Here is a 14,296-nt window from a genome sequence, read left to right as displayed (position 1 = left end):
CATGGAACTGAAGCTGCCCGATCTCCCCTTCCCCCTGCGGGCATACGGGCCCGAGGCCGACTGGTCCTGCGAAGACGGAGTGCTGACCGCCTGGGCCGGCCCCCGCCAGGACCGTTTCGTCCCCCCGACGGGCCACGCCCTCGAACCGGCCTCCGACGCGCCCCGCCTGCTCGGCGCGCCGGAGGGCGACTTCCAGCTGATCGCCCGCGTCAAGGTGGGCTTCGCCGCGGCCTTCGACGCCGGCGTGCTCTATCTGCATGTCACCGAGCAGGAGTGGGCCAAGCTCTGCCTGGAGCTCTCGCCGGACAAGCCGACGGTCTGCACGGTCGTCACCCGCGGCCACTCCGACGACGCCAACTCCTTCGTGGTGGACGGCGACAGCGTCTGGCTGCGGATCAGCCGCACGGGCAAGGCATTCGCCTTCCACGCCTCCACGGACGGCGAGCAGTGGACCTTCGTCCGTATCTTCACCCTCGGCGACGAGGACCGTGCGGGCGCCGCGCTGGTCGGCTTCATGGCCCAGTCCCCGGTGGGCGAGGGCTGTGTGGTCTCCTTCGACCGCATCGAGTACCGCGACAGCTGGCCGGAAGGGCTGCGCGACGGGTCCTGAGCGGGGCCCCGTCGCCGGTCGGCGCGCGCGAGGTCACACGGGAAGGGCCCACGGCCCGTCCGGGGAGCGTGAGCCGAGGACGGGGGACGCTGTCTCGGCACGGCGTGCGGCGCACGGGTTCGACGCCGAGCGCCTGTCGCGCCCTGTGCACCCGCATTGCAACCGTCCCCTCCCTCGTGGCGTCGTCCCCCACATGATCAGAATCGCCGCTCCCGCCGACCTCGACGCCATCGCCGCCCTCCACGCGGTGGCCCGTGCCACCTACTACCGGGGCCACATCCCCGACGAGGCCTTCGACGGCCCGGCCGAGAGGGCCCGCACCCGGGCCGGCTGGGAGCGGGCGATCGGGCGGGGCGACGTGCTGTGCGCGGAGCGGGACGGCGTCATCGTCGCCATGGCCGCCTTCCGCGAGGTGGACGGCGTCATGACCCTCACCCAGCTCCACGTCGCCCCGGAGCGCTGGCGCGCCGGCATCGGCACCGAGCTGCACGCCGCCTGCGTCGAGGCCTGGCAGCGCAAGGGTGTGACGACCGCCCGCCTCGAGGTCTTCGAGAAGAACGAGCGGGCCAAGGCCTTCTACGTCCACCACGGCTGGTACCCGGACCCGGAGGAGCCGCTCGTCGGCAATCACCTGAACTTCCGCCTCGCGGTACAGACCGCCGACTCCCGGCCGGGCGGGCGTTAGCAATGCTACGGTGAAGTGTTAGCGTTGCTACTCCAGAGTGGAAGCACGCCCACACAGTCCCAGGGAGCACTCGTCATGGCAGAGCAAGCCACCACCTCCACCCCCCGTCGCGTCGCCGTCGTCACCGGAGGATCCCGCGGCATCGGACGGGCGAGCGTCCAGCGGCTGGCCGCCGACGGTGTCGCCCTCGTCGTGAACTACGCGGGCAACCGGACCGAGGCGGAGGCGGCCGTGGCAGAGGTCGCGGATGCCGGAGGGCAGGCGATCGCCGTCTGCGCGGACGTGGCCGAGGAGAGCGCTGTCGCCGCCGTCTTCGATGCCGCCGAGGAGGCGTTCGGCGGCGTCGACGTCGTCGTCCACGCCGCCGGCAGCATGACGCTCGCGCCGCTGGCGGAGCTGGACCTGGACTCCATGGACCGCATGCACCGGACCAACATCCGGGGCACCTTCGTCGTCAATCAGCAGGCCGCCCGGCGGCTGCGGAGCGGAGGGGCCGTCGTCAACTTCTCCAGCTCCGTCCTGGGGCTGTCCCTGCCCGGGTACAGCGCCTACGCCGCCGGAAAAAGCGCAATCGAGGCCATGACGCTGATCCTGGCCCGGGAACTGCGCGGCCGGGACATCACCGTCAACGCCGTCGCCCCCGGGCCGACCGCCACCGACCTGTTCCTCGACGGGAAGGACGGCGAGACCATCGCGCGGATGGCCGCCCAGCCGCCCCTCGAGCGCCTCGGCACCCCGAAGGACATCGCCGAGGTCGTGTCCTTCCTCGCCGGTCCCGCCCGCTGGATCAACGGCCAGATCCTGCGGGTCAACGGCGGCATCGTCTGACGCCGACGTGCGTAACAGCGCTAACACGCCTTTGGTAGCGTCCCGGGCGATGAGTACCCGAACGCGCATCCTCGAAGTCGCCGCCGATCTTGTCGCCCGTTCCGCGGACGGAGACGTGTCCACCCGGGCCGTGTGCGAGGCCGCTCAGGTCGGCGCACCGGCGCTCTATCGGCACTTCGGGGACAAGGAAGGCCTGCTGTCGGCCGTCGTCGACCATGGCTTCGACCAGTACCTGCAGACGAAACGTGTGCCCGACCCGGACTCGGACCCCGTCGAGGATCTGCGCCTCGGCTGGGACAACCATGTGGACTTCGCCCTGCGCAACCCGAATCTGTACCGGCTGATGAACTCGCCCGCGATGCGCAGGCCGCCCGCCTCCGCGCTCGAGGCGCACACGATCCTCACGCGCGATCTGCAGCGCGCCGCGGCGCAGGGGAAGCTGCGCGTCGCCCCCGAGGTGGCCGCCCGGATGGTGATGTCGGCCAACGTCGGCGTGGCGCTGATGCTCGTCGCCCGCCCCGCGACGTTCACGGACCGGGCCATGTCGCGGCGGGTGCGGGACGCCGTGCACGCCGCGATCCTCACACCCGACGTGTCCGCCCCCGGAACCGGCCAAGGGCCCGCGCCCGCGTCCGGGCACGTGGACGTCCCGGCCGCGGCGGCGCGCTTGAGCACCCTGCTGATCGAGTCGCCCAGTCCGGCGCTCACAGCAGCGGAGGGTGCCCTCCTGGGTGAATGGCTGGACCGGGTGTCGAATGCGGGCCGGCAGGAGGGGTCCGCTTCGGAATGAGCGGGGCCTGTTCTTCGTTGAGCCCGTGCGGAGGACACCTCCGCAACGCCGCACGCCCGCACGAACCCGGAGAGATGAAGAACATGCGCGTCGAGATCTGGTCCGATATCGCTTGCCCATGGTGCTATGTCGGAAAGGCCCGCTTCGAGAAGGGGCTCGCCGGCTTCGCGCACCGGGACGAGGTCGAGGTCGTGCACCGGTCCTTCGAGCTGGACCCGAACCGGGCCAAGAGCGACACCGCTCCGGTCGTCGACATGCTCGCGAAGAAATACGGCCGCACCCGTGAGGAGGCACAGGCCATGGAGGAGCACGTCGCCTCCAACGCGCGCTCCGAGGGGCTCGAGTACCGCACCGAGGGGCGGGACCACGGCAACACCTTCGACATCCACCGGCTGCTGCACCTGGCCAGGGCCCGCGGCCTGCAGGACGAGCTGCTCACCCGCGCCTACCGGGCCAACTTCGCCGAGGAGCGCTCCGTCTTCGAGCCGGAGGTGCTGGTCTCGCTGGCCGTCGAGGCCGGGCTCGAGGAGCCTGAGGTGCGCCGTGTCCTCGAGGACGGGACCGCCTACGCCGACGACGTACGTGCCGACGAGCGCGAGGCCGCCGAACTGGGCGCGACGGGGGTGCCGTTCTTCGTGTTCGACCGGACGTACGGTGTCTCCGGCGGCCGGCCCGCCGCGCTGTTCACCCAGGCGCTGGAGCAGGCGTGGCGGGGCCGGAAGGTCACGGCCGTCGGTGCGCATGCCGCGGACGCATGCGACGCCGACGGCGCCTGCGAGGTCCCGGCGGCCGCTGTCGAAGGCTGATTCATCAGCGCCGCTCAACGATCGTGTGCGCAAGGCGTGATTGACCCCGCGGCCGCCCGACCGCAGGGTTGAGCCATGGAGATCTCGCAGACGCTGATCGGCGCGGAGTTCACGCCCCGCGCGACCTACCTCAACACCGCCGCCAACGGGCTGCTGCCACGCCGGTCCGTCCGTGCCGTCGTCGCACTCGCGGAAGAGCTGGGCGAGGGGCGTCCGGGCGGCTCCGGTGACTGGCAGGCGGTGAACGCCGCCCGCCGGTCCTTCGCCCGTCTGACGGGAGTCGACGAAGGGCGGGTGGCCGTCGGCGGTTCGGTCTCCGTGCATGTGGAGCTGGTCGCGGCATCGCTCGCGCCCGGCGCGGAGGTTCTCTTCCCCGAGGGCGAGTACGCCTCCGTGATCACGCCCTTCTCGGTCCGGGGCGACCTCAAGCTGCGATACGCCCCGCTCGACGAACTCGCGGAGGCCGTCCGTCCGGGCACGGCGCTCGTCGCCTTCTCCGCCGTGCAGTCCTCCGACGGCCGGGTCGCCGACATGGCGGCGGTACGGGCCGCCGCGGCGGCACACGGGGCCCGTACGCTCCTCGACGCCAGCCAGTCGGCGGGGTGGCTGCCGCTGGCCGCGGGGGAGTGGGACTACACCGTCACCGCCGGGTACAAGTTCCTGCTCGGCCCGCGCGGCGTCTCCTTCCTCACGGTGACCGAGGACGCCCAGGAGGTGCTGCTGCCGGCGCACGCGGGAACGTTCGCCGCCGAACGGCTCTGGCAGTCCGACACGTTGTACGGTCCGATCACCGAACTCGCCCGTTCCGCCCGCCGTTACGACGAGTCACCGGCCTACCTGTCGTACCACGCGGCGGAGCAGTCGCTGGCGCTGCTGGAGGAGATCGGCATCGAGGCCGTTCACGCTCACGACACGGCGCTGGCCCGGCAGTTCAGGAGAGCGCTCGTGGAGCGCGGCACGGAGCCGGTGGCCGGCGACTCGGCGATCGTCGCCGTGCCCGGCCTCGGCCACCGGGCCGCCGGGCTGGCCGATGCCGGCGTCCTCGTTTCGGGACGTGCGGACAATCTGCGCGTCACCTTCCACCTCTACAACACGGCTGCCGACGTGGACCGTGTGATGGAGTGTCTGGCCGGCTAGGGTCCGCCGCGGGCATTGCGTCGGGCCGGGCCGGCCGGTCCCCCGCACCACTGCCCGGGGGCGTGTCCGGCACGCCGCTCTACGCGGGTCATGCCTGCCGCTGGTCCGTCGCATCACTGCCCGGGGCCGCGCGTCAGGCGCGTCGCTCCGGGCAGTCCCATGTCTCCGTGCACAGGTTCGTCTCGACCTTCGCCAGCAGCCGTGTGAGTTCCTGGCGTTCCTCGTCGTCCAGGCCGGCCAAGGTGCGCTCCTCGAGCTCTCCCCAGGCCGCCGACACATCGGACAGGAGCGCGCAGCTTCGTTCCGTCGCCTCGACGAGGACGGCTCGGCGGTCGGCCGGGTCGGGGCGGCGGCGGACGTGGCCGGACTGCTCGAGGCGCTGCAGCATCTTGGTCACGGTCGAGGGGTCGAGGTCGACGGCCTTGATCAGCTCCGACTGGCGCACCGGACCGGCGTCCCACAGGCGCATCATCACGAACTCCTGGCCGGGGTAGAGGCCCAGCTTCTTGAGCAGTTTGCCCGCAGCGATGCGGTGGAGCCGCGCCACCCGGGAGACGGCGTGGCTGACGGGACCGCTGCTCGCGGCGTGCGGCAGCAGTTCGGTACAGGCGGGGTCGCCCTGCGCCTCCGGTGCGGCGGACATCTGCTCTCCTCTGCCGAGCTTCAACTGCTTCCGACCATATTACCTTGGTCGGCCAATGAATGCGTTACAGTGGCGTCGAGCCGATTACTTGGCCGACCACATATCTTCTTCGGGAGCCTCCCATGACCACCGCATTCGACCCGATCCAGCTCGCCGGCAAGCACCTGGCCAACCGCATCGCCATGGCGCCGATGACCCGCAGCCGCGCCTACGGCCCGGGTCTGACGCCGACGCCGTCCGTCGTGGAGTACTACCAGCAGCGCGCCTCGGCCGGCTTGATCATCACCGAGGGCGTCCAGCCCTCCGTGGTCGGCCAGGGCTACCCGGACACCCCGGGGCTGCACAGCGACGAGCAGGTCGCCGCCTGGCGCAAGGTCACCGACGCCGTGCACGCGGCGGGCGGCACGATCTTCGCGCAGCTCATGCACGCCGGCCGGATCGGCCACCCCGTGCTGCTGCCCGACGGTCTCGTACCGGTGGGTGTGTCCGCCGTCGCCGCGCCGGGGCAGGTTTTCACGCACGAGGGCCCCAAGGACTTCGTCACGCCCAGGGAACTGACCGCCGATGAGATCCGGGCAACCATCGAGGACTTCGTCGCCGCCGCCCGCAACGCCGTGGAGGCGGGCTTCGACGGTGTCGAGCTGCACGGAGCCAACGGCTACCTCATCCACCAGTTCCTCGCGCCCAACACCAACCTCCGCACCGACGAGTGGGGCGGCTCCGTCGAGAACCGCATCCGTTTCGCCGCCGAGGCGACCGAGGCCGTCGCCGCCGCGATCGGCGCCGAGCGCACCGCCCTGCGGCTCTCGCCCTCCAACCCGTACAACGGCATCGAGGAGCCGGAGCCGGAGGAGGTCTACACGGCTCTCGTCCAGCGGCTCGAGCCGCTCGGTCTCGGCTACCTGCACATCCTCGAGGCCGGCCCCCGGCTGCGGGAGCTCACCCAGACGCTCCGCAAGCAGTTCTCCGGGACGATCGTGCTCAACGCGGCGACCGACGGACCGACCGGGCCGGAGGCGCTGACCCTGATCGAGGACGGCGTCGCCGACGTGATCGCGTACGGTGCGCTGTTCCTCGCCAACCCGGACCTCCCGGCGCGCCTTGCGGCCGGCGGCCCGTTCAACACCCCGGACCCGGCGTCGTTCTTCGGCGGCGACGACAAGGGCTTCATCGACTACCCGGCGCTCACCGGCTGATACCCCCGCCGGTCTGCGGACATACGGATGGGCCGGCCCCCAAGAAGGGGACCGGCCCATCCGTATGCGGCGATCACGCCGCCGCTCACGGTCGCTTCAGCGCACCGGCGTGAAGTCCCGCGCCCCGATGAAGTCGGGCCGCGGCACCGGCGCCGCGAACGGCTCGACCGCCTCGTTCTCCACGCTGTTGAAGACGATGAAGACATTGCTGCGCGGGTACGGAGTGATGTTGTCCCCCGAGCCGTGCATGCAGTTGCAGTCGAACCAGGTCGCCGATCCGGCCTTGCCGGTGAACAGCCGGATGCCGTGCTCGCCGGCGTAGCGGGTCAGCGCCCCGTCGGACGGAGTGCCGGCGTCCTGCATCTGCAGCGACTGCTTGTAGTTGTCCTTCGGCGTCTCGCCCGCGCAGCCCAGGAACGTCTTGTGCGACCCCGGCATGATCATCAGACCGCCGTTGGTGTCGAAGTTCTCGGTCAGCGCGATCGAGACGGAGACGGTGCGCATGTTCGGCAGCCCGTCCTCCGCGTGCCACGTCTCGAAGTCCGAGTGCCAGTAGAAGCCCGATGCGCCGAAGCCCGGCTTCACATTGATACGGGACTGGTGGACGTACACGTCGGAGCCGAGGATCTGCCGGGCTCTGCCCACCACCCGCTCGTCGCGCACCAGCGAGGCGAAGACCTCACTGATCCTGTGGACCTCGAAGACCGATCGCACATCCTGGGACTTCGGCTCGATGATCGAGCGCTCGTCGGCCCGGACCGCAGGGTCGGCGATCAGCCGCTCGAGCTCCGAGCGGTACAGCGTGACCTCGTCCTCGTCGATCAGCTGGTCGACCGTGAGGAAGCCGTCCCGCTCGAAGCCCATGAGGTCGGCCGTGGCGATCGGCCCCGGCGTGCCGGGGGCGGACCAGACGACCGGGTCCTTGCGAGGAGTCATCACCTCGGTGGCGCCACGGGTCGGGTACAGGTCGGTGCGTGCGGGTGCGGTGGTCATCGCTCAGGCCTCCTCGGTCAGCAGCGGGTAGACGCCGTTCTCGTCGTGGTCCTCCCGTCCGGTGACGGGGGGATTGAAGACGCAGACGCAACGGAAGTCGGTCTTGGGACGCATGGTGTGCTTCTCGTGCCCGTCCAGCAGGTACATCGTGCCGGGCTCGATCCAGTGGGTCTCGCCCGTCTCGTCGTTGGTGAGCTCGGCCTCGCCCTCCACGCAGAGCACCGCCTCGATGTGGTTCGCGTACCACATCGACGTCTCCGTACCCGCGTAGAGCACGGTCTCGTGGAGCGAGAAGCCGACCTTCTCCTTGGCGAGCACGATGCGCTTGCTCTCCCAGGTGCCGGAAGCGGACTTCACATGGCGGTCGGTGTTCTCGATGTCCTTGAACGATCGGACGATCACTGTGGTTCGGTACCTCTCGGTCGTTGGGGTGGGTCAGGCGGTCTCGCGGACGGAGCGCGCCACGATGCGCAGGCCCTCGTCCAGCTCGTCGGGGGAGATCGTCAGCGGCGGCAGCAGCTTCACGACCTCGCTCTCCGGCCCGGAGGTCTCCAGCAGCAGGCCGAGTTCGAAGGCGCGGGCGCAGACCGCGGAGGCGCGGGCCTTGTCCTCGAATTCCATGCCCCAGACCAGACCCCGGCCGCGGAAGCTGACGCCTTCGCCGCCCATCTCGTCGACGATCGACAGCAGCGCCCGCTCGACCTGCTCGCCGCGGGCGATGGTCTGCTTCTCCATCTGGCCGTCGGACCAGTAGGTGTTGAGCGCGGCGGCGGCCGTCACGAACGCCGGGTTGTTGCCGCGGAACGTGCCGTTGTGCTCGCCGGGCTCCCAGATGTCGAGCTCTGGCTTGAACAGGGTCAGAGCCAGGGGCAGTCCGTAGCCGCTGATGGACTTCGAGACGGTGACGATGTCCGGGACGATGCCCGCCTCCTCGAAGGAGAAGAAGCCGCCGGTACGGCCGCAGCCCATCTGGATGTCGTCGACGATCAGCAGCATGTCCTGGCGGTGGCACAGCTCCTGCAGCGCGCGCAGCCACTCGGCGCGGGCGACGTTGATGCCGCCCTCGCCCTGGATCGTCTCGACGATGACGGCGGCCGGCTTGTTGAGGCCGGAGCCCTGGTCCTCGAGCAGCCGCTCGAACCACAGGAAGTCCGGGACCTGGCCGTCGAAGTAGTTGTCGAACGGCATCGGGGTGCCGTGCACCAGCGGAATGCCGGCGCCGGCCCGCTTGAAGGAGTTGCCGGTGACGGCGAGCGAGCCGAGCGACATGCCGTGGAAGGCGTTGGTGAACGAGACGATCGACTCGCGTCCCTTCACCTTGCGGGCCAGCTTGAGCGCGGCCTCGACGGCGTTGGTGCCCGTCGGGCCGGGGAACATCACCTTGTACGGCAGGTCGCGCGGCCGCAGGATCACGTTCTGGAACGACTCCAGGAACGCGCGCTTGGCGGTGGTGGCCATGTCCAGGCCGTGGGTGATGCCGTCGCGCTCGATGTAGTCGATCAGAGCGCGTTTGAGAACCGGGTTGTTGTGCCCGTAGTTGAGCGACCCGGCACCGGCGAAGAAGTCCAGGTAGGTGTGGCCGTCCTCGTCGTGGAGGTAGCTGCCCTGCGCGCGGTCGAACACGGCGGGCCAGCCGCGGCAGTAGCTGCGCACCTCGGACTCGAGGGTCTCGAAGACGCTCAGGGCGGGCGGGGTGATGGTCACAGCAAACTCCATGGGATGGGGGAGGGGCGAGAGAAGGTCGGGCATCACGCGTTGCGCTTCACACGTCGTACGCACGGTTCGTCGTGCGCACCGGTCATGCGGCGACGGGGCCGATGCGGTACAGCACTTCCGGCTGGTGCGTCTCCTCGGGAAACAGCCCGCCGTCGAAGAGGACTTCGCGGCTCAGGGATGCTCCGTGGCGCTTGGCGAAGGAGGTGAACAGAGCGTCGGAGGCGGTGTTGTCCGGGGTGATGGTGGTCTCGATCTCGCGGACCCCGTGCCCGCCGGTGACCTTGGCGGTCAGTGCGTCCAGCAGGACGCCGGCCAGTCCCCGGCCGCGGTGCGACCGGTCGACGGCCACCTGCCAGACGACGAGCGCCTCGGGGCGGTCGGGGCGTACGTACCCGGTGACGAAGGCGATCGGCTCCCCGTCACGGCCGCGCGCCACGACGGAGGTGGCGGCGAAGTCGCGACACCACAGCAGGTAGCTGTACGAGGAGTTGAGGTCGAGTACCTCGGAGTCGCGGGCTATGCGCCAGATCGCGGCTCCGTCCTCCACTCGTGGGGTGTCGATCTGCAGGAATTCGTCTTGGGCTCGTACAAGGTCTTCTTGTGCGGCGGTCATGTCGATTTAATTTACCGAGCAAATTCGAAGAATGCATCGCGCTAAAGGGTTGCGTGACGGGAGCCTTTGTGTTATCGCGCGGGTGCGAGGTCGATCCGGTCCACCCTCGCTATCGCCCCCTATTGCACGGATAAGTCCGGACGAACCGCTCCGGCTGTGTTGTCCGTCACATGCGCGTTACGCCGTTGACACGTGTCTGAAGTGCGTCCAAAACCGATATGAATCCGTGCGTTTAGAGGTCCGGATCGGGGGCAGCAGAATGCGGGGAGCTGTTTATAGGAATTTGCTCCCCGCATTTGTGGGCGGTGCTGTGAATTCGGTTTTCGAAAGCGGTTCTGCAGCTACTGACCGGACCGCCGGCTCGCGTCGGCGGAGCCGTTACGGCCCAGCTCCCGCCGGCTGCCCGGCGGGCCCCTCCATCCCCCGTCCCGCCGTGCTCGGCCAGTGCGGCGCCCCGGCGCTCGATGGAGGCGAAGCGCTCGGCGGTCAGCGGGGCCAGATCCAGCAGCGGGTGTGTCACGGCGGTGCCCGGTTCTCGGAGGTTCGGGCAGTATTCGGGCAGTGTTCGGGCTCTCGGTCGAGAGTACCGAGCGCCTCGTACAGTTCCTGACATGAGCGATCACACGGTGCTGCATGTGAAGGGGCGGGTGCTCGTCGGGCCCGAGGAGGTGCGGGGCGAACTGTGGGCGGTCGACGGCCGGATCACCTTCGAGCGCCCCCGCGCCGAGGCGGTCACCGTGCACGGCTGGGCGCTGCCCGGCCTCGTCGACGCCCACTGTCACGTCGGCCTCGACCACCACGGCCCGGTCGACGCCGCGACCAGCGAGAAGCAGGCCCTCACCGACCGCGAGGCCGGCACGCTGCTGATCCGCGACGCCGGATCTCCCTCCGACACCCGCTGGATCGACGACCGCGAGGACCTGCCGAAGATCATCCGCGCGGGCCGGCACATCGCCCGCACCCGCCGCTACATCCGTAACTACGCCCATGAGATCGAGCCGGACGACCTGGTGGCGTACGTGGCGCGGGAAGCCCGCCGCGGCGACGGCTGGGTCAAGCTGGTCGGCGACTGGATCGACCGCGAGGCGGGCGACCTGACCGCATGCTGGCCGCGCGGCGCGGTGGAGGCGGCGATCGCCGAGGCGCACCGCCTCGGCGCCCGGGTGACGGCGCACTGCTTCGCGGAGGACTCGCTGCGTGACCTCGTCGAGGCGGGCATCGACTGCATCGAGCACGCGACCGGGCTCACCGAGGACACCATCCCGCTCTTCGCCGAGCGCGGCGTCGCCATCGTCCCGACCCTCGTGAACATCGCGACCTTCCCCGCCCTCGCAGACGGCGGCGAGTCCCGGTTCCCCCAGTGGTCGGCCCATATGCGACGCCTGCACGAGCGGCGCTACGACACGGTGCGCGCGGCCTACGACGCGGGCATCCCCGTCTTCGTCGGCACGGATGCCGGAGGCTCCCTGGCGCACGGTCTGGTCGCAGCGGAGGTCGCGGAACTGGTGAAGGCCGGCATCCCGCCGCTCCAGGCCCTGTCGGCGACCGCGTGGGGGGCGAGGCAATGGCTCGGCCGCCCGTCGCTCGAAGAGGGCGCTCCCGCCGATCTGGTCGTGTACGACGAGGACCCCCGGGCCGACGTGCGCGCGCTCGCGGCTCCGCGCCGGGTGATCCTCAACGGGCGCGTCATCGACTGAGCGGGTCGGGAGCGGGCGCAGGGCCGGGCGTCGCCGGGTTGACCGAGCGTGACCAGCGGCCTCGCCCCTCGTTGAAGCACTTCACGTGCGCGCCGCCCGGTGGACCGGCGCACCACCCGGAAGCAGCGACGGGCGGGGTTCAGGCGAACGCGCGTGCCTCAGGAATCGAAAACAAGCACGGAAACTTCCCTTTAGGGTGAACTGAGGTCACGTGCCTGTCAGTTCACTCACCGTGCGTAAAGATTCCGGTGTCTCGGTCGCCGCCTCCGCGTGTCCCCGTGGGAGGCGGTCGACGTCATGTCTCTGTGGGGGTTCCGCCACCTTGAACAGCACCACCTTCCGCATGCCCGTACGCAAGGCCGCCGCCGCGACGGCCGCGACCGCGCTTCTCGCCGCACCCGTGGCGCTCGCCGCCCCGGCCCACGCCACCGGCGGCGGCGAAGGACGGGCCACCGCGGTCGTGCTCCGAACCGGTCTGGACGTCTCGCTGCTCAACAGGACCGTCCATGTGCCGCTCAAGACCTCCCTCAACGAGGTCCAGGCCCCCGCGAGCGCCGAGAAGACCGCGCTCAGCGTCGAGTTGGAGGGGGTCGACAAGGGCAGGCCCGTCCAGGTGCTGCGCGCCGAGGTGGCGACCTCGAAGGCCGCGGTCGAGGACGGCACGGCCGAGGCCCACAGTAATCTGGTCAACGCCAAGGTTCATGTGCCGGGTCTGCGCCTGCTGTCGCTGATCGAGGTGGAGCAGGTCACGTCCAAGGCCGTCTGCGAGGCGGGCGAACAGCCGGTGGCCGAATCGAATGTCCTGGGCACGGTCAGGGTCCTGGGGAAGAAGGTCACCCTCAGCGCGGGCGGACCGACGCGCGTCGAGGTGAAGGGCGTCGGCGAGGTGAGCCTCGAGTTGTCGAAGACGCACGCCACGTCCCGTACGGCCGCGGCCACCGCCCTGCAGCTCAAGGTGGCCGTGAACCCGCTGAAGCGGAACGTGGCGGAGGTCAACGGCGAGGTCACCCTCGTCGAGGCGACCTGCGAGACACCGGACGCGCCGAAGGCGCCCGAGAAGCCGGCGCCTCCCGCGCAGGACGAGCCGCAGGACAAGCCGGCGGACAAGCCGGCGGACGAGAAGCCCGCCGAGGGCATCTCCGCCCAGTCCGGTGAGGAGCCCGCCAAGGAGAACCTCGCGGAGACCGGCGGCAGTTCGACGACACCGTACATCGCGGGCGGCGCGGCCGTGCTGCTCGCGGCCGGCGCCGTGACGACGATGGCCGCCCGCCGCCGCTCCAGGGGCTGAGCCGGCGGCCGGGCCCCTCCGGGAGGGGGGAGGGGCCCGGCCGACGCGCCCCGCGGCCCATCTGGGCCGGACAGGCAAGCTTCTAGTGCCCGACCATCGACAGCGCCTGGTCGAGCGCCTGCAGGAAGCGGTTGGTCGTCACCCGGTCCCGTACCGCCAGCCGCAGCCAGTCGTCGTCGAGCCCCGGGAACGTGTCCCCGCGCCGCGCCGCGAAGCCGAGAAGCCGCAGCCGGTCCCGCACCTGCGCCCCGCACCGCACCCGTACCAGGACGAACGGTCCCGCTGCCGACTCCACGGCCCGCACCTCTTCGAACTCGGCCAGTCCCGCCAGCAGATGCGCCCGGTCCGCCGCGATCCGGCCCGCGGCCGCCTCCGCCTCCGCCAGCGCGGCCCGCCCCATGCACGCCTCCGCCGCCGCCAGCGCCGGCGTGGACACCGGCCAGAGCGGCTGCGCCCGCTCCAGCGCCGCGATCGTCTCCGGCTCGGCGAGCACGTAACCGATGCGCAGGCCCGCGAGTCCCCACGTCTTGGTGAGGCTGCGCAGCACCACGAGCCCAGGCACGTCCGTACGCCCCGCCAGCGACTCGCTCTCGCCGGGTACCGCGTCCATGAACGCCTCGTCCACCACCAACAGCCGCCCCGGGCGGGCGAGCAGGGCCAGCTCCGCCGCCGCGTGCAGCACCGACGTCGGATTGGTCGGGTTGCCGACCACGACCATGTCCGCTTCGTCCGGGACCGCCTTCGGGTCGAGCCGGAAGCCGTCCCGTTCGCGCAGCAGCAGCCGCTCCACGTCGTTGCCCGCGTCCCGCAGTGCCGCTTCCGGTTCGGTGAACTGCGGGTGCACCACCAGGGGCCGCCGCACCGGGAGGGCGCGCGCCAGCAGTACGAACGCCTCCGCGGCGCCCGCCGTCAGCAGCACCCGCTCCTCGGGCAGCCCGTGCCTGCGGGCGACCGCGGCCCGCGCCGCCCGCCCGTCCGGATAGGCCGCGAGCGAGGCCAGGGAGCCCGTGATGCGCTCCCTCAGCCAGCTCGGGGGCGTTCCGGTGCGGACGTTGACGGCGAGGTCGACCAGGCCCGCCGCACCGTCCCGCACCTCCGCGTCGCCGTGGTGCCGCAGATCGTGCCCGCCGAAGCGCCGCTCCGGCTCCTCGGGGCGCTCGGGGTGCTCAGCGTGCGTGTACATGGCTGCCGTGCCGCGGTGGGGGAGAGCTGGTCACGGACATCTCCTCGATGTGGGGGCGAACAGTGAGGTTCGAACACAGTGGGGATCGAACAGAGGCGGTGAACAAATGCA

15 protein-coding genes are annotated in these 14,296 nt (G+C 70.9%); 9 read left to right on the top strand and 6 right to left on the bottom strand.

The window, feature by feature from the left end:
• Nucleotide 1: 1 nt before the first annotated feature.
• The 6 genes from ACZ4SA_RS31705 to ACZ4SA_RS31680 all read left to right on the top strand — a co-directional run bounded on the left by ACZ4SA_RS31705 (nt 2) and on the right by ACZ4SA_RS31680 (nt 4,856).
• A complete protein-coding gene (locus ACZ4SA_RS31705; protein ID WP_468281331.1) occupies nt 2-610 on the top strand; it encodes a DUF1349 domain-containing protein in 609 nt (202 codons plus the stop codon).
• A 193-nt stretch (nt 611-803) separates the two neighbouring features.
• Complete coding sequence (locus ACZ4SA_RS31700; protein WP_468281329.1) at nt 804-1,295, top strand: GNAT family N-acetyltransferase; 492 nt, start codon at nt 804-806, stop codon at nt 1,293-1,295.
• A 75-nt stretch (nt 1,296-1,370) separates the two neighbouring features.
• On the top strand, nt 1,371-2,123 hold the full coding sequence (locus ACZ4SA_RS31695) for an SDR family oxidoreductase (RefSeq protein ID WP_468281327.1): 753 nt from the start codon (nt 1,371-1,373) through the stop codon (nt 2,121-2,123).
• A gap of 49 nt (nt 2,124-2,172) precedes the next feature.
• A complete protein-coding gene (locus tag ACZ4SA_RS31690) occupies nt 2,173-2,913 on the top strand; it encodes a TetR/AcrR family transcriptional regulator (RefSeq protein ID WP_468281325.1) in 741 nt (246 codons plus the stop codon).
• Nucleotides 2,914-2,996: 83 nt separating this feature from the next.
• The gene (locus ACZ4SA_RS31685) at nt 2,997-3,719 is read left to right on the top strand and encodes a DsbA family oxidoreductase (protein WP_468281367.1); all 723 of its coding nucleotides are present in this window, start codon (nt 2,997-2,999) and stop codon (nt 3,717-3,719) included.
• A 75-nt stretch (nt 3,720-3,794) separates the two neighbouring features.
• Nucleotides 3,795-4,856, top strand: coding sequence for an aminotransferase class V-fold PLP-dependent enzyme (locus ACZ4SA_RS31680; protein ID WP_468281323.1), 1,062 nt, complete (start codon nt 3,795-3,797; stop codon nt 4,854-4,856).
• A gap of 133 nt (nt 4,857-4,989) precedes the next feature.
• Here ACZ4SA_RS31680 and ACZ4SA_RS31675 read toward each other — a convergent pair whose 3' ends face one another.
• Nucleotides 4,990-5,499, bottom strand: a complete 510-nt coding sequence (locus tag ACZ4SA_RS31675) for a MarR family winged helix-turn-helix transcriptional regulator (RefSeq protein WP_468281321.1) — start codon at nt 5,497-5,499, stop codon at nt 4,990-4,992.
• A gap of 122 nt (nt 5,500-5,621) precedes the next feature.
• Between ACZ4SA_RS31675 and ACZ4SA_RS31670 the strand changes: the two genes are divergently transcribed.
• The gene (locus tag ACZ4SA_RS31670) at nt 5,622-6,695 is read left to right on the top strand and encodes an alkene reductase (RefSeq protein ID WP_468281319.1); all 1,074 of its coding nucleotides are present in this window, start codon (nt 5,622-5,624) and stop codon (nt 6,693-6,695) included.
• A gap of 96 nt (nt 6,696-6,791) precedes the next feature.
• Here the strand turns inward: ACZ4SA_RS31670 and thpD are convergent, their stop codons facing one another.
• The 4 genes from thpD to ectA all read right to left on the bottom strand — a co-directional run bounded on the left by thpD (nt 6,792) and on the right by ectA (nt 10,017).
• The gene (gene thpD, locus ACZ4SA_RS31665) at nt 6,792-7,688 is read right to left on the bottom strand and encodes an ectoine hydroxylase (protein WP_468281317.1); all 897 of its coding nucleotides are present in this window, start codon (nt 7,686-7,688) and stop codon (nt 6,792-6,794) included.
• A 3-nt stretch (nt 7,689-7,691) separates the two neighbouring features.
• Nucleotides 7,692-8,090 (bottom strand): ectoine synthase, encoded by a 399-nt coding sequence (locus tag ACZ4SA_RS31660; protein ID WP_356637856.1) that lies wholly within the window; start codon nt 8,088-8,090, stop codon nt 7,692-7,694.
• 33 nt (nt 8,091-8,123) lie between these two features.
• A complete protein-coding gene (ectB, locus tag ACZ4SA_RS31655; RefSeq protein WP_468281315.1) occupies nt 8,124-9,392 on the bottom strand; it encodes a diaminobutyrate--2-oxoglutarate transaminase in 1,269 nt (422 codons plus the stop codon).
• 94 nt (nt 9,393-9,486) lie between these two features.
• On the bottom strand, nt 9,487-10,017 hold the full coding sequence (gene ectA, locus ACZ4SA_RS31650) for a diaminobutyrate acetyltransferase (protein WP_468281313.1): 531 nt from the start codon (nt 10,015-10,017) through the stop codon (nt 9,487-9,489).
• A 611-nt stretch (nt 10,018-10,628) separates the two neighbouring features.
• On the opposite strand from ectA, the gene ACZ4SA_RS31645 reads away from it, so the two are divergent.
• Nucleotides 10,629-11,714, top strand: coding sequence for an amidohydrolase family protein (locus tag ACZ4SA_RS31645; protein WP_468281311.1), 1,086 nt, complete (start codon nt 10,629-10,631; stop codon nt 11,712-11,714).
• 322 nt (nt 11,715-12,036) lie between these two features.
• The gene (locus ACZ4SA_RS31640) at nt 12,037-13,002 is read left to right on the top strand and encodes an SCO1860 family LAETG-anchored protein (protein WP_468281309.1); all 966 of its coding nucleotides are present in this window, start codon (nt 12,037-12,039) and stop codon (nt 13,000-13,002) included.
• 82 nt (nt 13,003-13,084) lie between these two features.
• On the opposite strand, the gene cobC is transcribed toward ACZ4SA_RS31640, so the two are convergent.
• The gene (cobC, locus tag ACZ4SA_RS31635) at nt 13,085-14,185 is read right to left on the bottom strand and encodes an Rv2231c family pyridoxal phosphate-dependent protein CobC (RefSeq protein ID WP_468281307.1); all 1,101 of its coding nucleotides are present in this window, start codon (nt 14,183-14,185) and stop codon (nt 13,085-13,087) included.
• Nucleotides 14,186-14,296 lie beyond the last annotated feature (111 nt).

The organism is Streptomyces sp. NPDC027962 (assembly GCF_055566095.1).
The sequence above is the reverse complement of the archived record's forward strand: the minus strand, read 5'-3'. Positions and strand labels throughout refer to the sequence as shown.